Below are 20,797 nucleotides of genomic sequence, written 5' to 3'. Positions count from 1 at the left end.
GGATAGCGAAGGCAAACCCTATGACTAGCCAACTACATACCGTTGAAAAAATCGGCGGTACGTCGATGAGTAATTACGAGGCCGTCCGCGATAACATCATTATCGGTAATCGCAGCAAGGACGACCTGTACCAGCGCATTTACGTGGTGTCCGCCTATGGCGGGGTGACCAACGAGCTGTTGGAACACAAGAAAACCGGCGAGCCGGGCGTATATGCCCTGTTTGCGGATGCCGAGTCGGACTGGGCCTGGGGTGACGATCTCACCAAGCTGGTGAAGTTTCTGACCGACATCAACGGCGAGCTGTTTGTCGATCCAATGCTGAAACAACAGGCGGACCAGTTCATCACCGATCGTGTTGAAGGCGTACGGGGCTGCCTGATCGACCTGCAGCGTCTGTGCTCCTACGGCCAGTTCCAGCTGGAAGAACACCTGCTGACGGTGCGTGAGATGCTGGCCGGCATTGGCGAGGCGCACAGCGCCTTTAACACCGCCCTGAAGCTCCAGCAGGAAGGCATCAATGCCCGCTTTGTGGATCTGACCGGGTGGCGTGACAATGAGTTGCTGCCGCTGGACGAAAAGCTGAAACAGGCCTTCGACGCGGTGGATCTGAGTCGTGAGCTACCGATTGTTACCGGCTACGCCCAGTGCAAGGAAGGTCTGATGCGCACCTTCGACCGGGGCTACAGCGAGATGACCTTCAGCCGGGTGGCTGTAATCACAGAGGCCCGGGAAGCGGTTATCCATAAGGAATACCACCTGAGTTCCGCCGATCCCAACATCGTTGGTGCGGACAAGGTGGTGCCCCTGGGTCGCACCAACTACGACGTTGCCGACCAGCTGGCCAACCTGGGTATGGAGGCTATTCATCCCCGCGCCGGTAAGGGGCTGCGCCAGAACGAAATCCCGCTGCGGGTGATGAATACCTTTGAGCCGGAGCACACCGGTACCCTGATCACCGGCGACTATGTCAGTGAGAAACCGCAGGTGGAGATTATCGCCGGCGCCAAGGGCGTGTTTGCTGTGGAAGTATTCGATCAGGACATGCAGGGCGAGCCGGGTTCGGACCGCCGTATTCTGGACGTACTGGGCCGCTTCAAGGTGCGTTTCATGTCCAAGGACACCAACGCCAACACCATTACCCATTACGTGGGCAGCACCCTGAAGCACGTAAAACGTGTGGTTAAGGCCCTGAAGGAAGAGTTTCCCAATGCCGAGATCAACACCCGCAAGGTGGCTGTGGTGTCTGCCATCGGCAGCGACATGAAGGTGCCGGGTATTCTTGCCCGTTCCGTGAAAGCCCTGGCCGATGAGGACATCAGCGTTCTGGCCCTGCACCAGTGCATGCGCCAGGTGGATATCCAGTTTGTGGTGGATGAGGACGACTACGAGAAGGCGATCGTGGCCTTGCATGGCGTGCTCATTGAGCCCCATAACCACGAATACGCCATTGTTGCAGCCTGAGCTGCAGGAGGTCAGTGGGCTGGAATAAGGAAGAGCCAGGCTGTCGCGGACAGCTGGCATACCACCACTACCGACGTAAGCACCAGGCGTAGCCGCAGATACCATACCGGCCAGTACGCCCGCATCCATCCTGCATCCACCAGGTAGAGCGCCAGGTAAGCGGTGGTGTACAGGAGGACCTGTCCCGAGGTGGGCAACAGCAAGCCAATACCGGCGGCCACAAAGAATACCTGGCTGAGCAGCATGGTTACCAGTGGCGACACCGGATAGCTGCAATTATCGAGCTGCATGGCAATGGGCCAGTACACCCCTGCCATGAAGGCCAGGACGCCGGCGCTGTAAAGGTAGAAGTAACCAATCAGCGCGACACCGTGTTGGGGCATGAAAAACAGCCCCGCGATCATCGCGATAAACGGGATCAGCCCGGCAATGCCAACGAGAATGGCGAGCCTAGCTACAGCAATCACGTTTTCTGCCTCTGAGTTCGTTGAGGGTGATTCTCATGGTCAAGCTCCGGGGTTTAAAACACTCCAGAACGTACGACCCTCCAGTCCATTGAGATCATTGGCTCAGCAAATAGCATTCCTGATGTTGCGGGCACTGTACCAAGTGGTCGTTGATCATGCCGGTCGCCTGCATAAAGGCATAGACAATGGTAGGGCCGACAAAGGTAAAGCCAGCCCGTTTCAGGGCTTTGGACATGGCCTCGGATTCAGGGGTTGCCGTAGGCACTTCTGCCAGTGAGCGCCAGCGGTTCTGAACCGGCTGGTTCTCAACAAAGGACCAGAGAAAATCGCTGAAGCCAATGCCTTGTTCCCGCAAATCCAGATAGCTCCGGGCATTCTTGATGATCGACCGAACCTTTAGTCGGTTGCGAATGATGCCTGGGTCGGCCAGCAGTTCCTCCACCCGGGCTTCACCGTAATTTACGATTGTTTCCGGATCGAAGTGATCGTAGGCGGCCCGGTAACTCTCCTGTTTTCGCAGGATGGTGATCCAGCTCAGGCCGGCCTGCTGGCCATCCAGGCAGAGTTTTTCGAACAGTGCGAGGTCGTCGTATTCGGGGCGCCCCCATACGGTGTCATGATAGTGCACGTAAAGCGGATCATTTCCGCACCAGGGACAGCGTTCGGGATTATCCATATACAGTGGCCTCTGTTACCTCTGCCTGGTTCAGGCTGCTAGCGTTTCGGGCGGATGGTGCGCTGGAACAGCGGCTCCCAGGAAGCCTCCATCGATACCGCATCCACCAGGCTGAAATCGCCGGGCGGTGGTTCCAGCAGGGTGATGTCAGGCCATTGCGGCCGGCTTCCACGGAATACCAGGGTCACCAGGTAGCCCTCGATATAACAGCAGGAAGCCTGCCAGTCCTCGTCGGGCTGGTCTCCGTAGATTTCGAAATTCTTGCGCACCTCCAGAGTCTGCAGGTTGCCGGCAATACCCCGACCGGTGGCTTTCAGCCAGGCTTCTTTCAGGGTCCAGACCTTCAGGAAAGCATTGGGATCGTCCTCCCGGAACAGCCATTCCTGTTCAACCGGGGTGAACCAGCGCCTGGCCACCTTCTGCCATTGTGGGTGGCGCTGGCAGGGTTCCAGATCCAGACCAATGGGAGAGTTGGCACGAGTGGCACAGGCGGACAAACCGTGGCTGTGGCTGAGCGATAGCTGCCAGCCATCGGGGCGGCCTGAAGCAGTGGGGCGACCGTCCACGGGGCGACATTGATGCGGAGGCAGGCTGGCGGATTTGCCAATGGCCTGGCGAATCAGCCAGCGGCTGGTCAGATATTCCCGTTCGCGGGGGCCGCTGAATTTCCCGACCGTATCCCGTTCGTACCCGGTCAGCCAGGCCGGAGGGGGCGCCTCAATTCCATCGGTCTGATGGCACAGCAAGATGGCTGGCCGGGGGTCAGGGCTGTAGCCGTTGGATGAGCCAGCCATCGCCTTCCCTCACATACTCAAAGCGGTCGTGAAGCCGGCTGGGCCGGCCTTGCCAGAACTCAATGCGCTCGGGAACCACCCGGTAACCGCCCCAGAAACCGGGCAGGGGCACTTCACCCTCGGTGAACTTGCGTTTCACCTCGGCAAGCTTCTGCTCAAGCAGCCCCCGTGAGGTGATGGCCTTGCTCTGCTCGGAGACCCAGGCGCCAATCTGGCTGCCTCTTGGCCGGGATGCGAAGTAGCGCAGTGATTCTGATTTGCTGACTTTTTCTACCTGGCCCTGAATCCTGACCTGGCGGTTGAGGCCGATCCAGGGAAACAGCAGGGCGGCCTGCGGGTTTTCATCCATCTCCCGGGCCTTGCGGCTGCCGTAGTTGGTATAGAAAACAAAGCCGTGTTCGTCAAAGTATTTCAGCAACACGGTACGGAGGTCTGGCATACCATCCCGCGCCGTTGTGGCCAGTGACATGGCGTTGGGCTCCAGAATGCCGGCCTTCCGGGCATCCTCGAACCAGATCTGGAACTGCCTGACCGGGTTGTTGTCCAGTACGTCGCGATCAAGACCCTCACTCTCGAAATCACGACGCATATCGCCGATGTCCATAAACCTTCCTCTCGCTCGCGTGTTCGTGTTAATGACACGGGATCAATACGACTGCTGAGCATATCGGGTTCAGGGCCGCCTGTCAGCGATCCGTGTGTCGTACAGGGTTGCAATTCGGCCAGTATCCCTTTGCGCATTGCCATGGGCCCGGGCGAAAGAGCGGGTCCTGCCGGATCAGCACCTGAGCAGCTGACAAAGTGGCGTCAGGCCGACTATCCTTGTGAACAGGCAGGTGGGCAAGATTGCCCCGGGATTCCGCCGCTTATGAGGAGATGTCCGTGGCTCAGAGCCGTCAACGCAGTCGTGTTCCCAGGAATCTGTTGATCGTATTCCTGGTCCTTCTGATTCTGTACACCCTTGCGGGTTTCCTGCTCCTCCCCTGGTGGTTGGAGCGGTCGATACCCGAACAGCTGGACCAGCGGCTGGGGTGGCAGGCGGAAGTAACCGACATCAGCACCAATCCCTATACGCTGAGTGTCGAAGCGCTCGGGCTTTCGGCCAGGGACAGTAACGGCGAGCCGGTGGCTGGTTTCGACCGGTTGCTGGTTGACATGAATTTCTTTCAGCTGATCCGTGGCGTTGCCGGCTTTGAGTCGATTCAGCTGGAAGAACCCTTTATCCGGGTTGACCTGCTGAAGGATTACAGAGTCAATTTTGCCCGGGACTGGCAAAATGCCAATCCTGAACCTGGCGGGGCAGCGGGACCGCCTGTCGCTGAAGATAGTACTGGGCTACCCCGCGTCTATTTCCAGCAGATCGTCGTGAATGGCGGCGAATTGCTGTTCCGGGATTTCAGCAAGCGGCAAATGGCTGAATTCCGTGTAACGCCACTGGATCTGACCCTGAACGACCTCGCCACCTGGCGCCGTGAGGGCCAGAATAGCGACTACTCCCTGAACGCCGCACTGGACCGCCAGACCGTTGAGTGGGCGGGGGATCTCAGTATCGCGCCGCTCTATTCCAGCGGTTCCCTGAAGATGTCTTCGGTGGGCTATGAAACCATCGCTCACTTCCTGGGCCCCTACTTTCCCTACGATCTGCGAGGCGGAAGTGTCACCCTCAGTTCCGACTATGAACTGCAGGCCGGTGAGGTCTTCTACCTGGAGACCAGCAACGGTCAGTTGGCGCTCGAGGACCTTGCCATTGCCCTGAATGAGGAGAGCGAGCAGGCCCGGTTGAGTAACGGAACCCTGTCTGTCGATGCCATCGGATTTGATCTGAACGCGCGTGAAATCAACGTGGGCCAGGTCTCCCTGGAGAACCTGGATCTGGCGCTGGCCCGGAGTGAGACCGGCCAGATTGACTGGCTGGTGCCACTGACCTCAGACCCCCAAGCCAGCGAGCCACCGAATGGTGGGGCAGAGCCGGTAGTCACCGGGCAGCCATTCTGGTGGTCTGTGGCGGGCGTGACCCTGTCTGGCAGTAGAATTCTCTGGCAGGATAACCAACCGGAGAATCCTGTGGAACTGACGCTGGAGCAGTTATCGGTGTCCACCGGGGCAATCAGTCATCAGTTGGAAGAACCGGTGACGTATAAGATGCAGGGCACCTTGGCCAGTGGCGGACAGTTGTCACTGACGGGTCAGGTAACCCCCTCGCCATTCACCCTGGAAGCCGCCATTTCCGGGGCCGGGGTGCAACTGGCTGCCTTTGAATCCTATGTTCAGGAGGGCGCCAATCTTGCCATTGTCAGTGGAAGCCTCGGAGTAGATGGCAATCTGGACCTGGACGGCCAGCAGGATCCACTCACCGGCACTTTCAGCGGCACCGCGGAAGTGGCCGGGTTTAGTGTGCGGTTGCCCGACAGTTCCGAGCGGCTGGTGTCCTGGCAAACCCTGCGCCTGGCGCCCATCGAATACAATGTTTATCCCGCTCGTCTGGAAATCGGCACAGTGACCCTGGCACAGCCGGTAATCAATGTGGTTCGTAATGCGGACAGCGTCCATAACGTTGAGCGGATCGTCAGAAGGTCTGCCTCTGGCAACCAGGACGCCCCCTCTTCCGGCCAGCAGAAAGCGGGCGATTCAGAGCCTGAGTTTATCTTCAGGATTGGACAGCTGATGCTTGAGGATGGCGCCCTGGCCTATACGGATCGCACGCTGCAACCGGCCTTCACGACTTCGTTTGATGAACTGAACGGCAGCGTCACCGGGCTTAGTAATATCTCCCCGCAAGAGGGCAAGGTGTCGATAAACGGCCGCGTCGGTGGCGTCGCGGATCTGGATTTTGAAGGCACCATCGGCACCCTCGGTACCGAGGGCGTCAGCGATCTCCGACTGATTATGCAGAATCTTTCCCTGCCCACGCTCTCCCCCTATTTCGGCCGATACCTGGGGTACGGAGTAGACAGTGGCAAGCTTGATCTCAACCTCGATTATCAGATTTCCGGTACTCGGATCGATGCCTCTAACCTGGTGGTCATGGACCGGCTTGAACTGGGCGCTTCGATGCCGAGCGAGCAGGCTGTCAATGCTCCGGTCAAGCTGGGCCTGGCCCTGCTGCGGGACCGGAAAGGCGTTATTGAAGTGGATCTGCCGATCAGCGGCGACCTTTCCAGTCCGGACTTCAGTGTCGGCCAGGTTGTTATGCGGGCGTTCGTGAACCTGCTGGCGAAAGCCGCAACGTCTCCATTCAGCATGCTGGGATCCGTTGCCGAGCTGGCAGGGTTCAGCGGCGAAGAGCTTGGCAAGGTGGGCTTTGTTCCCGGCAGTATTGAACTGGCAGAGGGTGAAGCGGAAAAACTGTCGGCGCTGGCGGACGCCTTGCTGGAACGGCCGAATCTGCTTCTGAACATCCGTGGCAGTGTCGCGCCTCAAGCCGACGGCCTGGCGCTACTGCGTGAAGAGTTGACCGGAGGAGGCCAACAGGGATTGTCCGGGGCGGCGTGGCAGGCGGCCCGGGAGGCATACATTGCAGGAGAGCGGGCGTTGGCTCCGGAGGCCCTGAGTAACCTCGCCTCGGCTCGTGGTGTCGCGCTTCGCAGTATCTTGCAGGACACTCACAAGATCCCGGCTGACCAGGTATTCCTGCTCGACCCCTCCCGCAATGCGGAGGTTGGTGATGATGGCAGCGTGATCGTTGCGTTTGCCCTGGACGTTCGTTGAGCTCAGGGCGCTTCGGCACCGGTCGGGAAGTCGGCAGGCAGCCGCAGGCCCCACTTTTCAACGAGGCGCTGGTACCGGCCGTTCTTTATCAGCGGTGACAGTAGCTTCAGTATTTCGTCCGCACTCGCGGTGCCGTCCTTGCGGGCAATAATACCGAGCTGGTAGCGTTGATCCGGTTTGTCCGAAATCAGCAGTGTGTCGCGGTCCTCCGGATGCTTGGCGAGGTGCATCTGCAGATAGGAGCGACTGATGACGGCCACTTCGGCAACGGAGGGCCTGTCCGCCTTGATCAGTTTAAGATTGCGGCTGTGGCTGTCCGAGAACTCGATACGGAACTTTTGCTCAAGTACTGAACTGTCGGTTTCATAACCGGCAAATCCGTAATGGTAACCGGAGATCACCACGATGGAGTGGTTGGGAAGGTCGTCGAAAAACGAAAGATCCCGGCCTGGTTTTCTCAGCGCCACGTAGAAATCTTCGTCTGCCAGAATGGGGCGGCTGATGCTCACCTCTTTTTTGTCGCGCCAGCCCCAGTCCGGGCATTCGAAGATCATCACGTCATAGAGCTTGGCGTCGAAATCCAGGAACCGGCGCTTCGGAGAGGTGTGGACAACCCTGAAAGAGATATCCTCGTGGGTCTGTTCGAGTTCTTCCAGCAGATCGCCGAGGAGTCCGGTTGGCTTGCCATCGGGACCGACGCTGGCGACCGGTGGGAAGTGATATACGCCGACCGTGATTTCGGTTTCCGCGACTGATATCGGGGACCACGCCAGCATGATGCCGGCGAAAAGTGCCGTCAGACTATTCCGAACGAAGGACACTGGACCGAACACTATGCCCCCGGGTATGTAACAATTGAATGCTTATTCAGAATAGCACGGCGAATTCCCGGATTTGAATAAAAAGATTATCAACTTTTATAAAACAGGACTGTGACTGATGGGTGATGTTGTCAGCCATTTTTTTGCCTATGTCTCCCGCCTGCGCTGGATCAAACGCTGGGGGTTGATGCGAAATGCCATTGAGGAGAACGTCGCTACCCATTCCTGGGAAGTGGCCACCCTCGCCCATGCCCTGGCGATTATCCGCAACCGGCATTTTGGTGGCCATGCAAACGTTGACCGGATTGCGGCAGCGGCGCTCTATCATGACGCAACCGAAGTGATTACCGGGGACATGCCGACACCGGTGAAATACCATTCCCGGGTCATGCGGGAGGCGTTCGGGGATATCGAACACAAGGCGGAAGCCGAGTTGCTGGCTTTGTTGCCGGCGGATCTGAGAGACGATTTTTCGCCCTACATTCGCGAGTCGCAGTTACCGGCGGAGGACAGGGAACTGATCAAGGCCGCCGACCGGCTGTCGGCGTGGCTCAAGTGCCGGGCGGAAATCCGGGCCGGCAACACGGAGTTCGAGCCTGCTGCCCGCCAGATTCGCCGGCGGCTGGATGAGGACGGGCTGCCAGAGGTTGCCTACTTCCTGAAGGTCTTCGCGCCCAGTTACGAGCAACCCCTGGATAACCTGCTGGGTTGAGAGCGCCTTTGCGGGATGCCAGGCCTTAACTGTTACCCGCAGAGCCGACCAGCCCGCCCCGCAGGCCGTCACGCTGGAGGTGCTGGCGAACCGTGTCTTCCGGGCTGCCCGCCAGTTCACGGAACATGCCCATGGAGCCCAGCAGTGCTGAGGATTCATAGGGCACAAACACCCGCTCCCCGTCCTTCGCCATGTTGGGCAGAACCTTGATGTAGCTCTGCCCCAGCAGGTAACCGATAACGGTCTGTTTGTTGTCTTCGGAATCCCCCATGGCACTGAGTACCAGACGGATGGACTCCTGCTCGCCCTGCGCCCGGAGAATGGCCGATTCCTTGTCGCCCTGGGCGTTGAGGATGGCGGACTCCCGCTGACCCTGGGCCATGGCGATGGCTGCTGACTTTTCACCCTCGGCTTCGGTGACCGTGGCCCGGCGTTTCCGCTCCGCAGCCATCTGCAATCGCATGGCTTCTTCCACTTCTTCCGGCATGCTGATGTCCTGAACCTCCACCCGGGTGAGTTTTACACCCCACTTGGAAGCGGCCTCTTCCATCTCGGCCTGGATCGCGTTATTCACCTCGCTGCGGGATTCAAACAGCTTGTCCAGTTCCATCTTGCCGACCACCGAGCGCAGGGTGGTCTTGGCCAGCACTTCCACCGCCTGGCTCATGTTGGCCACTTCGTACACGGCCCGGCGCGGGTCGATGATCTGGTAGTAGAGGGCGCCGTTGATCTTCACCGTCACGTTGTCGGTGGTCACCACGGGCTGTCCCGGAAAGTCCATGACCGTTTCCCGGCGGTCGATGCGGGTTTCGTCGCTCATCACCGGATGATAATCCTCACCCATGCGTACGTAGCGGATCATGGTGATCGGCCGTGGGCGCTCGATGAAGGGAATAATGATGTTCACACCGCTTTCGAGGATCCGGTTGAACGAACCGAGGCGCTCAATGACCATAACCTCGGATTGGCGCACGATGACCAGACCCTTGGCGATGATGAAGATGCCAATAGCGACCAGAATCAGGCTAATGATCAGCCCGGGTGAAAGATACTGTTCCATGCTTACTGTTCCTTGTGTGTGATCGTCTCAACAACGGCGGTCGTGCCGTCAAACTGTTTGAAAATGACGTCGGTTCCTTCCGGAAGGTCGGTTTCTCCGGTGTCAGTCACTCGCAGGCGATAGAAATCGCCATTGACCTTGATGCCTGTGGCTCCATCGAAATCCCGCTTCAGGGTCTGATAACGCCGGCCTTGCTCCACGCCGGTACCGGTTGTGCCATATGCCACACCTTTGGGTGAGAAGCGCGGACGGATCCAGCGAATGGCGACAGGTACCAGAATTCCCGAGAACAGCCCCATACCGGCCAGCTGCCATTCGAATGGTGCTCCCAGAAAGGCCAGCAAGGCGGTCAGCGCGGCCGCAATGCCCAGGGCCAGAAGTAACAGGACACCTGAGGCCAGTTCAGCCAGGCCCAGCACCAGCGCCAGGATCAGCCAGAAATGCGTAAGACTCCATTCCATACAGAAAATCCACAGATTCGGGGGAGGTAGAGGGCCGGTGTCGTGCACCGGCCAACGGCAAGGGATTGTACCGGAAACCGGGTGCCGCGTCAGAGGGTGGCCGGAATGCCATGTGGCCTGGTTCACTAAAGCCATATCCCGCAAGCAGGCAATTGTTAGAGTATCTGCTTTAATTGATGTGCCTACAATTAAGAGGTCTGTGACCATGAAGAATCTGAAGAACAAAGTTGCCGTTGTTACCGGTGCCGGTTCGGGTATCGGCCGCGCGCTCGCCAAATCGCTGGCGGACCGGGGCTGCCGACTGGCGCTGTCCGACGTCAATGAGTCAGGCCTGGCCGAAACCGCTGCAGCGCTAAGCGGCGCTGATGTAAAAACCTACCGGCTGGACGTGTCTGATCGCGATGCCATCTTTGCCCATGCGGAGGAGGTTGTGAAAGATTTCGGTCAGGTCAATCTGGTCATCAACAACGCGGGCGTTGCCCTGTCTGCCACGGTCCGTGAGATGACCGACGAAGACTTCAAATGGGTCATGGACATTGATTTCTGGGGGGTTGCTCACGGTACCCGGGCCTTCCTGCCCCATCTGATTGCCTCGGGCGATGGCCATGTGGTGAACGTTTCCAGTGTATTTGGCCTGATTGGAGTGCCCAAGCAGAGCGCCTACAACGCCGCCAAGTTTGCGGTGCGAGGATTCACCGAAGCCCTGCGCCAGGAAATGAAGCTGGAGAACCAGCCGGTGGCGGTGAGTTGTGTGCATCCTGGTGGTATCCGCACCAACATTGTCAATGCAGCGCGCATGGGCAAGTCCGAGAACGCCGTCGCCCAGCGTAAAGGCTTCGATAAACTCGCCATGACCACGCCCGAGAAAGCCGCAGAAATCATTGTAAAAGGCATCCTCAAGAATGAGTCCCGCATATTGGTGGGCCCGGACGCCTGGGGTATTGATGCGATCAACCGCCTGCTGGGTTCTGCTTACCAGCCGCTGGTGGAGCGTTTCTCCCGCAAGAACCTCTATATCTGAAGACTCGATGCGTGCGGCGGGCCTGAAGCTTGGGCTCGCTGTACGTTTTACAAACAGTTTTTCGGGGCTATACTCGGAAGCTGATCCAAGGAAGAGTCAGCATGAATACGCCTCACCATTCTGACCTGGGGGCCACTCTGGAACAGAGCCGCTCGGGTCTGCGCGACAGCCATCGCCGCTCACTGATGCGGCTGCTTTTTCTGATCACCGGCTCGGCTCTGGTGATTTTTGCTTGCCTGCAGTTTCTCAATGGCTACCCATGGGTGGCGGTTGCTGAGCTGTTTGCCAGCACTTTGCTTTTTTTCGGCGTCTGGCGCCTGAAATCCACTCCTCATCTGCAGCAGTGGGTCTATGCCTATCTGGTGCCTTTGTTCGCGTTCTTCCTGGTGATCATGCTGTTACCGGAAGCCTCGGTGTCCGCTTTCGTCTGGGTGCTGATGATGCCGGTTCTCGCCTACCTGTTGCTTGGCAAGAAAGAAGGCATGATTCTCAGCGCACCCTTTATGCTCGTCGGGGGCGTTATCTATTACATTCACCTTGGCCAGGTCGGCAGCCCCCACGCGATGATCGATCTGCTCAACATGGTGTTGTGCGGTGCACTGATGCTGGCCTTCATTCACCTGTATGAGGTGCGCCGCGAAGAGTCCGAGCAGCGCCTGGTGGACATGGCCCAGACTGACGCACTGACCGGCCTCGCCAATCGCAGCAACTTCCAGGGTACGTTGAATCGCACCATTGCCGAGTGCGATCGCAGTGGAGCCGGTTTTGCGCTGGTGGTGATGGATATTGACCACTTCAAGGTCGTTAACGACACTCTGGGCCATGAGGCCGGAGACTTTGTTCTGAAAAACATCAGCCGATGCATGACCGAACGGCTGAGGAGCACCGATTTTGTCGGCCGCCTGGGTGGCGAGGAGTTCGGCCTGATTCTGAGAGATGTGAAGCCGGCGGATGCCTTTGTCCTGATGGACGAGCTGCGCCAGCGGATATCTGACCTTGAACTGCCCTACGGGGAAGCCCGCATCCGGGTGACTGCCTCCTTCGGGATAGCCCAGTGGCCAGACCATGGTCGCGAGGCCGAAAGCCTGTTCCGGGTTGCCGATCGGTGGCTCTACAGTGGCAAGCGAGCGGGGCGTAACTGTGTGGTCGGCGCCGGCCACAATCCCCGCCAGCTTGAGATTCTCACTGTCGAAGCGAGTTGATTACGTTATTCTTGTGGCAGACATCCTCCGGCAAGAATGACGTAACCCATGTGCGAATTACTGGCCATGAGCGCCAACACCCCCACTGACCTGTGTTTCAGCTTTACCGGCCTGACCCGTCGGGGTGGACAGACCGGCCCGCACAAGGACGGCTGGGGCGTCGCCTTTTACGAAGGCAAAGGCGTACGGGCCTTCCACGACGCCGATGCCAGCGCCAATTCCCGAATCGCCGCAGTGGTCCAGACTCATCCAATAAAAAGCGAAGTGGCCATCTGCCACATTCGCCAGGCCAACGTCGGCGACACCTGCCTGGCCAACACCCATCCCTTCATGCGCGAACTCTGGGGTCGCTACTGGGTGTTCGCCCACAATGGCCAGCTCTCCGGCTTCGGTTCGACTCCAGGGTTCTATGAGCCGGTCGGAACCACCGACAGCGAGGCGCTGTTCTGCGATATTCTTAACCACCTTCGAACGCACTGCGATCGCAATAACGGAACCGATGAAATCATCGACCGCCTGGTCCGGTTGTCCGTCGCCTACGCCAGCCAGGGCGTTTTCAACCTCCTACTGAGTAACGGTGATTGGCTGTTCACTTACTGCACCACCAAAATGGCCAGCATCACCCGGAGAGCCCCGTTTGGTCCTGCCCGTCTGAAAGACGCCGATGTAACGGTGGATTTCGAATCGGAAACGACGCCCAACGACATCGTCAGCGTGATCGTTACTGAACCTCTGACCACAGATGAAAAGTGGGATGTTTACCAGCCAGGTGAATGGCGGTTATGGAAGAAAGGTGAGGTCATTCGATCCGGAGTGGCCAAAGCGGGCAGCTGATCTCTGCCAGATCAAGCGGATGAGTGGGTGGGGAGGTCTTTGTGCAGGGAAAAAGATGTCTGAGCGCAGCGAGTTGTTTTTCCCGGAACAAAGACCTCCCCACCTGCTTGTCCGCGTAACTCCGAAGATTACTGCAGAGTCCGGCGATTACCCTTCTGATACTGCGGTGCAATATGCGCCTGGATTTCTTCCTTGAAACGGGCAATCAGATCGCTGTTGTCGTGATCCCAGGGATGGAAGCCGGGTTTGAAGTACTCCAGCCATGTGGGAATCAGGCTTGAGAAGGTGCCGTTTATGCCCCACAGGCGCCAGAGACCGGTGGCGGTGTCCTTCAACGAGAAGTTCTTGCGGTCGTTCAGCATCATCCGGCTGGTAAAATAGGTGCTCATCACGCCCAGTGCGGCGGTGCTGAACATGAGATAAAAGGCTCTTTCGGCATAAGTGCCGCCAGCCGCCTGGAACACATCGTAGGCAACCGCCTTGTGCTCGGTTTCTTCAATCGCGTGCCAGACCCACAGCGGACGCATGGATTCATCCATGTCCTGGCGCACATCGTCACGCTCCAGCAACATGTCGGCCATCATGGCGGTCAGGTGCTCGAGGGCACAGGTGATGGCCAGCTGGTGACGCTTGGGCAGCTTCCTGGCGATCCCCAGAACCACTTCCAGGTGTTTTTCCAGCTCTTCCACCGGCATGCCCTGGTCACGAACGTGCTGGTTCATGGCGATGTGCTCCAGTGAGTGCATGGCCTCCTGGCCGATGAACCCGCGTATCTCCTCTTTCAGTTTGGGATCGGAGATCTGGTCCCGGAACGCTCTTACCGAATCCACGAAGAACTGCTCGCCCTGCGGAAACAGGACCGAGAGCGCATTCATGATGTGGCTGATGGTGTAGCTGTTATCGACCCAGTAACGGGGAACCTGCTCACCGAACTCAAAGCCCATGCGCTGGGCTGTGATGGTGACGTTATCGGGTGTGTTGGAGGCTCTGGTAACCGGAGCCGTCTTCTTTTCTGTGGTTTTAGTGCTCAGCATCTGCGTACTCCTCACTCTGGCTGATGTCATGGCTCCAGTGTGGGGCAGTCAATGTCTGGCAGGAATGCGCAAAGGGGACGGTGGTCGATCAGGATGGGACACGGGCTGGAAATTGATTGGCCATGCTGACGGCGATCCGGGTGTGCCGGGCCCCACTGTTCCGGCGGGAGGCATCTGATAGAGTCAGTTGAAGTGCTTCAGCCACCTCAATCATAAGGAATGCCAATGAGCGCAAGCGGTCCGGACAAAGAACGGCAGATGCTGGGATTGTTCCTGGTGCCGGGCGCTTACCTGCGGGTTCTGGCCGAGACAGTGCGCCAGCTGGGCTATAACGACCGGTTACTCTATGAAGGCCTGGAGTTCAGCCCGGACGATCTCAAGTCCAACGACAGTCGGGTGTTTGTCACCGATGCCATCATCATGGCCAAACGGGCCGTGAACCTGGCCGGCCAGGACGGTCTCAGCTTCACGCTGGCCAGGGAGTTGCGGCTGACAATCCACGGCACCCTGGGCTTCGCGGCCCTCACCAGCCCCACCTTCGCCGATGCCCTGGATTCTGTGCGCCGATACCTGCATCTGCGGGTGCCGTTTCTCAGTATGAGCCAGTCCGAAGCGGGGGATCAGGTACTGGTAAAACTCTGCACCGAATTCGAAGTGCCCGGCCTCTACCCGTTTCTGGCCGAGACCGTCAGCGCCACCCTGATTCTGCTGACCGAACAGCTCCTGGACCGCGAGGACGCCGCCAAACACGGCTTTGCCCTGGAAGACGGCAAACTGCCGGGTGTCACCGTTCGCCTGAGCGCTCCGGAGCCGCCCTGGTACCAGCGGTTTGCCGACCAGCTTCCGGTTCGGTTCGAGTACGGCCAGGCCGACGAAATGATGGTGTTCCCCCGGGAGCTTCTCGATGTGCGTATGCGCCTGGCCGATGCGGAAGCCTCCCGAATGGCCCGGGACCAATGCGAATTCGAGCTGCAGAAGGCGCTGAAGGAACAGGGCGATATCGTCCTGGCGATCCGCAACATGCTCCGAATGATGCCCGGGCCGTTGCCGTCACTGGAAGCCATGGCCGAACGCTTCTGCGTCTCGTCGCGCACCCTGAAACGCCGGCTGGCGGACCGGGATACCAGCTATCGGGAAATTGTCGAATCGGTGCTGAAAGACCGGGCGATCCAGCTGCTCCGGTATACCAACCAATCGGTCAGCGAGATTGCCTACGAGCTGGGCTATGCCGACCTTTCCAACTTCAGCCGCGCCTTCCGGAAGTGGACCGGCAAGTCGGCCAGCGAGTTTCGCGAGGGTGGTCCGGATCCTGCCCCAGAGGTTGGGCCCTGATTTTTTGGGCCTCTTGGTTTGGAGCGTGGTCGCAGGGTGGGGCATAAATTTTTCGGGTAAAAAGCAACTCGCTTCGCTCAGACATCTTTTTCCCCGAAAAATTTATGCCCCACCCCACGCCCTGCTGACAGCTGAGAATGCCGTCAGAAGAGTTATTGCTCGTTCTTAATTTGTTTTTCTAATCCTATGCCACAATGGTTCGACGGACGGGGGGAAGGAATATTTTCCCGACAGGAAAAAGATGTCTGAGCGAAGCGAGTTGTTTTTCCCGAGGGAAAATATTCCTTCCCCCCGGCCAGCCCCCAGCACATGCAGGCTGGGTCTATAGTGTAAATCGGCTACGAATCCAGAAGGATGAGAACGGATATGACAGAACGCCCAGACACCCACAGCAAACTGATCGGCTACCTGCTCTGGATCTTCGGATTCCTGGGCTCACACCGGTTTTACTACGGCAAACCCGTTACCGGCACCATCTGGTTCTTTACCCTGGGGCTGCTGTTCATCGGCTGGATCATCGACCTGTTCCTGATCCCGGCCATGGACCGGGAGGCGGATCTTCGGTTCCGGGAAGGTGAGGTCAGCTACAACATCGGCTGGATTCTGCTGACCTTCCTGGGAGTGTTCGGGATTCATCGGATGTACATGGGCAAATGGATCACGGGCATCATCTACCTGTTTACCGGCGGCCTGTTCCTGATCGGTGTGCTGTATGATTTCTGGACTCTGAACAACCAGATTTCCATCCGCAACGAAGAGCGCCGCTTCGGCTGACCGATCGGATCACAGGCCGGCGGCGGTTTCCAGTTCGACCAGGGCCTCTTCCAGATAGTCGAGCATCCGCTGCAGGCTGGGTAGCGTGCGGCGGCAGCCGATAAGGCCGAATTCCACCTGGTCGCCGTAGCTGGTCAGGGTCATGTTCAGGGCCAGGCGATCCATGGCGATGGAGACCGGGTACATGCCGTCCATCGTGGCGCCGTTCCAGTAGCAAGTCTCTCGCGGGCCGGGAACGTTGGAAATCACCACGTTCAAGGTCTGCCATTTCGGTGCCATGCCGGTGAGCAGATTGAACGCCGCCGGCGCCAGGGTCAGGGCGGTGTAGTTGATGATTTCTTCCGCAGACATGTCGGCGTAGCGGTCCTTGGCGGCTTTCACGTCCTCATGGATCTGCATCAGTCGTGTCACCGGGCTGGTGACATCGGTGTGCAGTGAGGCGAGGATAACGCCGACCTGGTTGCCGCCGGAGCTGTCATCCTTGCGCAGGGACACCGGCACCATGGCGATCAGCGGCTTTTCCGGCAGGGCGTCCTGGTTCATCAGGTAGCTGCGCAGCGCGGTGGCGCACATGGCCATCACCACATCATTGACCGTGGTTCCATAGGCCTTGCACACACCCTTTATCCGGCTCAGGCAGTAGGATTGCGCGGCGAAGCGTCGGGAACCGGTGATCTTCTGGTTCAGGATGCTGCGGGGCGCGTGGAAGATGGACGAGTAGGCCGGATCCTTTCGGGCGTCGTTGATGGTTCGTAGCAGTTCCCGGGCCACGGTGGGCACAGTGCCAAGCTGTTTGCCGGACTTGCCCAGCAAGTGGCCGACGCTGCGCCATAGCGAGGGGCCCCCCTCATTACCTTTCCGTGCCGGGCGGAGCGGCATGGCCCAGATCGGCGGCATGTCCCGCTCGCAGGTATCCTGGCACAGCATCTGTGTCACCATCCGCATGGCTGAGACACCGTCCACCAAAGCGTGATGCACCTTGATGTAAACCGCGAACTGCCGCTCCCCGAGCCCTTCAATCAAATGAAATTCCCACAGCGGGCGCTCCCGGTCCATCAAATGCGAATGTTCCGCCGAGACAAAGGACAATAGCTCCCTGACCCGCCCCGGTGTGGGCAGTGCTTCGAACCGAAAGTGATGCTCCAGGTCCAGATGCTCGTCTTCGACCCAGACCGGCTGACCGAAACGGTAATCCAGGCGTTGGTTGAACGGCGGAGTTACATCCGTGTACTGCCTTAACCGGTCGGCCAGCTGGGCAACATAATCGTCCGGTGCGTCGTCGGGAAAGGAGAACAGCTGAAGACCGCCCACGTGCATGGGCTGTTGCCGTTTTTCCAGCCAGAGAAAAAGCTGATCCGTAGGGCTGAGGGGTTTCACGGGAGCGTCCTTGTTGTCGGTATTGTGACAATAGTATCGCAGATAAACGCCTCCGGAATTGACCCCTGTGCAGTTTCAGACCACCGACCAGGCCATAGTTCAAGCGGCTATCGATTCCTGCCTGGTTTCGGAGATTTCCAGACGTATCTGGTTGCCGTCCAGCAGAACCGGATAGGTTTTGACCCGCACGGAATCGTCTTCCAGACAGATACCGGTGCGCAGACTGAAGTGCTGCTTGTACAACGGCGATGCCACCACCGGCTCGCCCTTCAAATCCCCGGTAATCCCCCGCGCCAGCACATTGGCCCCGCTGAACGGGTCAGTGTGACTGATGGCAAACAATGCCGGCAACCGGTGCGGCAGATAAAACACCGCCACCGGCCCGTCCGAAGTCCAGACGGCAATGCCGGACTCCGGCACCAGATCTTCGACGGTACATACCGCATCCCAACGAGTGCGTGCTTTCATGATGTCTCTCCAAATTGATCTGTGTTCATCTCGAACGGTTTTTTCTACCAGCTCTTCACCAAAACCGGAACGCTACGCAGACTCCAAAGCAGGCCGACGCTGCCCCCGCTCAACCGTCCACTCCTGCACCGGATCCGTCTGCGAAGGCGCATTCACAAACTCCCGGAAGCGCTTCCGCTTATCCGGATCCTCCACGGCGGTCTTCCACTCGCACTGGTAGGTACTGACAATGCCCTCCATATGCGCCTCAAGCTCGGCGCAAATGCCCAGGCTGTCCTCAAGCACCACCTGCTTCAGGTATTCCAGACCACCCTCAAGGTTCTCCATCCAGACACTGGTGCGCTGCAGACGGTCGGCGGTGCGCACATAGAACATCACCACCCGGTCGATGGTGCGAATCAGTTCCTCATCGGACAGGTCGGTGGCAAACAGGTCGGCGTGGCGCGGCCGCATGCCGCCATTGCCGCAGACGTAGAGGTTCCAGCCCTTCTCCGTGGCAATCACGCCAAAGTCCTTGCTCTGGGCTTCGGCGCACTCCCGGGTGCAGCCAGAGACCGCCATCTTCACCTTGTGGGGCGCCCTCAGGCCCTTGTAGCGGTCCTCCAGTCGGATCGCCATGCCCACGCTGTCCTGCACACCGTAGCGACACCAGGTGCTGCCGACACAGGATTTCACCGTGCGCAGTGACTTGCCGTAGGCGTGGCCGGTCTCGAAGCCGGCGGCGATCAGCTTTTCCCAGATCTCCGGCAGTTGGCTCAGGGTGGCGCCGAACAGGTCAACGCGCTGGCCGCCGGTGATCTTGGTATACAGATCGTATTCCTTGGCGACCTGACCCAGCACAATCAGTTTGTCCGGGGTGATCTCGCCACCGGGAATACGCGGCACGATGGAGTAGGTGCCGTTCTTCTGCATGTTGGCCATGAAGGTGTCGTTGGTGTCCTGCAGCGGCACATGGTCGGTGGCCAGGATGTGCTCGTTCCAGCAGGTGGCCAGGATGGATCCGACTGCTGGTTTGCAGATATCACAACCCTGGCCCATCCCATGCTGCTTGATAAGCGTTCTGAAGGTGCGAATACCGTTCACCTTCACCAGATGGAACAGCTCCTGACGGCTGTACGGGAAGTGTTCGCAGATGTCTTTACTGACTTCCACGCCGCGCTTCTCCAGCTCACAGTCCACCACGTTTTTAAGCAGGGCGGTGCAGCCGCCGCAGCCGGAACTGGCTTTGGTCTCGGCTTTAACGCTGCCGAAATCCGTGCAGCCAGCATCAATGGCACCGCAGATATCGCCCTTGGTCACGTTGTGGCACGAGCAGATGGCTGCAGTTTCCGGCAGGGCATCCGGGCCGAGGGCTGGTGCGCCGCCCTGGCTTTCCGGCAGGATCAGGGTTTCCGGGTTGTCCGGCAGGGCGATGCCGTTGAGGGCGTACTGCAGCAAGGTGTCGTAGTGGCTGTTGTCGCCCACCAGGATGGCGCCGAGCAGGGTCTTGCCGTCCTCGCTGATCACCATGCGGCGGTAGTGACCGGCCTGTTCATCGTTAAAGCGGATGTTGCGGGCGCCCGGCGTCTGGGCATGGGCGTCGCCGATGGAGCCCACATCCACCCCAAGTAGCTTCAGCTTGGTGCTCATGTCGGCCCCGGTGAACGCGGTCTCACGGTCGCCGTTCAAATTTGCGGATAAAGTACGGGCCATGGTGTAGCCTGGCGCCACCAGGCCGAAAATCTTCTGTTCCCAGAGCGCGCACTCGCCAATGGCATGGACATGGGGGTCCGATGTGGTGCAGTGGTTGTCGATCACGATACCGCCGCGCTCGCCGATTTCCAGGCCGCTGGCCCGGGCCAGGGCGTCCTGGGGGCGGATGCCGGCGGAGAACACAATCAGGTCGGTCTCCAGAAAGGAGTCATCGCTGAAGTTCATGCGCAGGCGGGCATCCTGGCCTTCGGTAATGGCCGTGGTCATCTTCTCGGTATGCACCTGAACGCCCAGTTCCTCGATTTTTTTGCGCAGCAGGGCGCCGCCGTCGGCATCGAGCTGAACCGGCATCAGCCGGGGCGCGAATTCCACGACGTGGGCGTCCAGCCCGAGGCACTTCAGGGCGTTGGCTGCCTCCAGGCCCAGCAGGCCTCCGCCGACAACCACACCGGTCCGGACGCCGTCCGAGCTGGCGCGAATGGCGTCCAGGTCGTCCAGGGTCCGGTAGACCAGGCAATGGCGGCGATCATTGCCCGCAATCGGCGGCACAAACGGATAGGAGCCGGTGGCCAGTACCAGTTCGTCGTACCGGTAGCTGCCCTGTGGCGTTTCCACGGTTCGGTTTTCCCGGTTGATGCCGGTCACCTGTTCATTCAGGTGCAACTGAATGCCCTGCCCGGTGTACCACTCCAGCGTACCCATGGCCAGATCCGCATGGGTAGAGCCGCCGAAATACTCCGACAGGTGAACCCGGTCGTAGGCCAGTTGCTTTTCCTCGCCAAACACGATGATCTCGAAATCGGCAGCGGCCGGGCTGGCGCAGAATTGCTCCAGGAAATGGTGGCCGACCATGCCATTGCCGACGACTATCAGGGTTTTCTTGCTCATGGGTTTGTCCTCT

At 59.1% G+C, this 20,797-nt stretch carries 19 protein-coding genes; 8 read left to right on the top strand and 11 right to left on the bottom strand.

All coding sequences use genetic code 11. The annotated features are described in order from the left end of the window. Positions 1-20 precede the first annotated feature (20 nt). Positions 21-1,463, top strand: coding sequence for an aspartate kinase (locus D0851_RS11650; RefSeq protein ID WP_117618793.1), 1,443 nt, complete (start codon positions 21-23; stop codon positions 1,461-1,463). Positions 1,464-1,474: 11 nt separating this feature from the next. Here the strand turns inward: D0851_RS11650 and D0851_RS11645 are convergent, their stop codons facing one another. The 4 genes from D0851_RS11645 to pdxH all read right to left on the bottom strand — a co-directional run bounded on the left by D0851_RS11645 (position 1,475) and on the right by pdxH (position 4,004). Beyond that, positions 1,475-1,930, bottom strand: a complete 456-nt coding sequence (locus tag D0851_RS11645) for a DUF3429 domain-containing protein (RefSeq protein WP_117618792.1) — start codon at positions 1,928-1,930, stop codon at positions 1,475-1,477. Between the two features lie 94 nt (positions 1,931-2,024). Continuing rightward, positions 2,025-2,606: a DNA-3-methyladenine glycosylase I gene (locus D0851_RS11640; protein ID WP_117618791.1), complete on the bottom strand. Its 582-nt coding sequence runs from the start codon at positions 2,604-2,606 to the stop codon at positions 2,025-2,027. 38 nt (positions 2,607-2,644) lie between these two features. Further along, complete coding sequence (locus tag D0851_RS11635; protein ID WP_162893725.1) at positions 2,645-3,400, bottom strand: 4'-phosphopantetheinyl transferase family protein; 756 nt, start codon at positions 3,398-3,400, stop codon at positions 2,645-2,647. Continuing rightward, positions 3,369-4,004, bottom strand: a complete 636-nt coding sequence (gene pdxH / locus D0851_RS11630) for a pyridoxamine 5'-phosphate oxidase (RefSeq protein WP_117618790.1) — start codon at positions 4,002-4,004, stop codon at positions 3,369-3,371. Before pdxH ends, D0851_RS11635 begins: the two co-directional genes overlap by 32 nt. Positions 4,005-4,276: 272 nt before the next feature. Between pdxH and D0851_RS11625 the strand changes: the two genes are divergently transcribed. Next, positions 4,277-7,108 carry a DUF748 domain-containing protein gene (locus D0851_RS11625; RefSeq protein WP_117620377.1) on the top strand — a complete coding sequence of 944 codons (2,832 nt, stop codon included), beginning with the start codon at positions 4,277-4,279 and terminating at the stop codon, positions 7,106-7,108. Positions 7,109-7,110: 2 nt separating this feature from the next. Here D0851_RS11625 and D0851_RS11620 read toward each other — a convergent pair whose 3' ends face one another. Beyond that, the gene (locus D0851_RS11620; RefSeq protein ID WP_117620376.1) at positions 7,111-7,884 is read right to left on the bottom strand and encodes a substrate-binding periplasmic protein; all 774 of its coding nucleotides are present in this window, start codon (positions 7,882-7,884) and stop codon (positions 7,111-7,113) included. Positions 7,885-8,047: 163 nt separating this feature from the next. Here D0851_RS11620 and yfbR point away from each other — a divergent pair, with 163 nt between their 5' ends. Then, the gene (gene yfbR / locus D0851_RS11615; RefSeq protein WP_117618789.1) at positions 8,048-8,641 is read left to right on the top strand and encodes a 5'-deoxynucleotidase; all 594 of its coding nucleotides are present in this window, start codon (positions 8,048-8,050) and stop codon (positions 8,639-8,641) included. A 25-nt stretch (positions 8,642-8,666) separates the two neighbouring features. On the opposite strand, the gene D0851_RS11610 is transcribed toward yfbR, so the two are convergent. After that, positions 8,667-9,701: an SPFH domain-containing protein gene (locus D0851_RS11610; protein WP_117618788.1), complete on the bottom strand. Its 1,035-nt coding sequence runs from the start codon at positions 9,699-9,701 to the stop codon at positions 8,667-8,669. Between the two features lie 2 nt (positions 9,702-9,703). Beyond that, entirely contained in the window at positions 9,704-10,162 is a 459-nt protein-coding gene (locus D0851_RS11605; protein WP_008176913.1) for an NfeD family protein, read from the bottom strand. 205 nt (positions 10,163-10,367) lie between these two features. Between D0851_RS11605 and D0851_RS11600 the strand changes: the two genes are divergently transcribed. The 3 genes from D0851_RS11600 (at position 10,368) to D0851_RS11590 (ending at position 13,219) form a co-directional block, all read left to right on the top strand. Continuing rightward, positions 10,368-11,183, top strand: coding sequence for an SDR family NAD(P)-dependent oxidoreductase (locus D0851_RS11600; RefSeq protein ID WP_053113553.1), 816 nt, complete (start codon positions 10,368-10,370; stop codon positions 11,181-11,183). A 101-nt stretch (positions 11,184-11,284) separates the two neighbouring features. Then, complete coding sequence (locus D0851_RS11595; RefSeq protein WP_008176916.1) at positions 11,285-12,385, top strand: GGDEF domain-containing protein; 1,101 nt, start codon at positions 11,285-11,287, stop codon at positions 12,383-12,385. Between the two features lie 48 nt (positions 12,386-12,433). After that, complete coding sequence (locus D0851_RS11590; protein ID WP_008176917.1) at positions 12,434-13,219, top strand: class II glutamine amidotransferase; 786 nt, start codon at positions 12,434-12,436, stop codon at positions 13,217-13,219. A gap of 128 nt (positions 13,220-13,347) precedes the next feature. On the opposite strand, the gene D0851_RS11585 is transcribed toward D0851_RS11590, so the two are convergent. Beyond that, positions 13,348-14,253 carry a metal-dependent hydrolase gene (locus D0851_RS11585; protein ID WP_053113555.1) on the bottom strand — a complete coding sequence of 302 codons (906 nt, stop codon included), beginning with the start codon at positions 14,251-14,253 and terminating at the stop codon, positions 13,348-13,350. A 225-nt stretch (positions 14,254-14,478) separates the two neighbouring features. Here D0851_RS11585 and D0851_RS11580 point away from each other — a divergent pair, with 225 nt between their 5' ends. Then, positions 14,479-15,585, top strand: coding sequence for a helix-turn-helix domain-containing protein (locus D0851_RS11580; protein ID WP_053113558.1), 1,107 nt, complete (start codon positions 14,479-14,481; stop codon positions 15,583-15,585). Positions 15,586-15,951: 366 nt separating this feature from the next. Further along, positions 15,952-16,359, top strand: a complete 408-nt coding sequence (locus D0851_RS11570) for an NINE protein (protein ID WP_014578994.1) — start codon at positions 15,952-15,954, stop codon at positions 16,357-16,359. A gap of 9 nt (positions 16,360-16,368) precedes the next feature. On the opposite strand, the gene D0851_RS11565 is transcribed toward D0851_RS11570, so the two are convergent. The 3 genes from D0851_RS11565 to nirB form a co-directional block, all read right to left on the bottom strand. Continuing rightward, on the bottom strand, positions 16,369-17,736 hold the full coding sequence (locus D0851_RS11565; protein ID WP_117618787.1) for a WS/DGAT/MGAT family O-acyltransferase: 1,368 nt from the start codon (positions 17,734-17,736) through the stop codon (positions 16,369-16,371). 99 nt (positions 17,737-17,835) lie between these two features. After that, complete coding sequence (nirD, locus tag D0851_RS11560) at positions 17,836-18,204, bottom strand: nitrite reductase small subunit NirD (RefSeq protein WP_117618786.1); 369 nt, start codon at positions 18,202-18,204, stop codon at positions 17,836-17,838. A 72-nt stretch (positions 18,205-18,276) separates the two neighbouring features. Further along, positions 18,277-20,784 carry a nitrite reductase large subunit NirB gene (gene nirB, locus D0851_RS11555; RefSeq protein WP_117618785.1) on the bottom strand — a complete coding sequence of 836 codons (2,508 nt, stop codon included), beginning with the start codon at positions 20,782-20,784 and terminating at the stop codon, positions 18,277-18,279. Between the last annotated feature and the right edge of the window lie 13 nt (positions 20,785-20,797).

Source organism: Marinobacter sp. Arc7-DN-1 (assembly GCF_003441595.1).
Taxonomy (GTDB): Bacteria; Pseudomonadota; Gammaproteobacteria; order Pseudomonadales; family Oleiphilaceae; genus Marinobacter; species Marinobacter metalliresistant.
The sequence above is the reverse complement of the archived record's forward strand: the minus strand, read 5'-3'. Positions and strand labels throughout refer to the sequence as shown.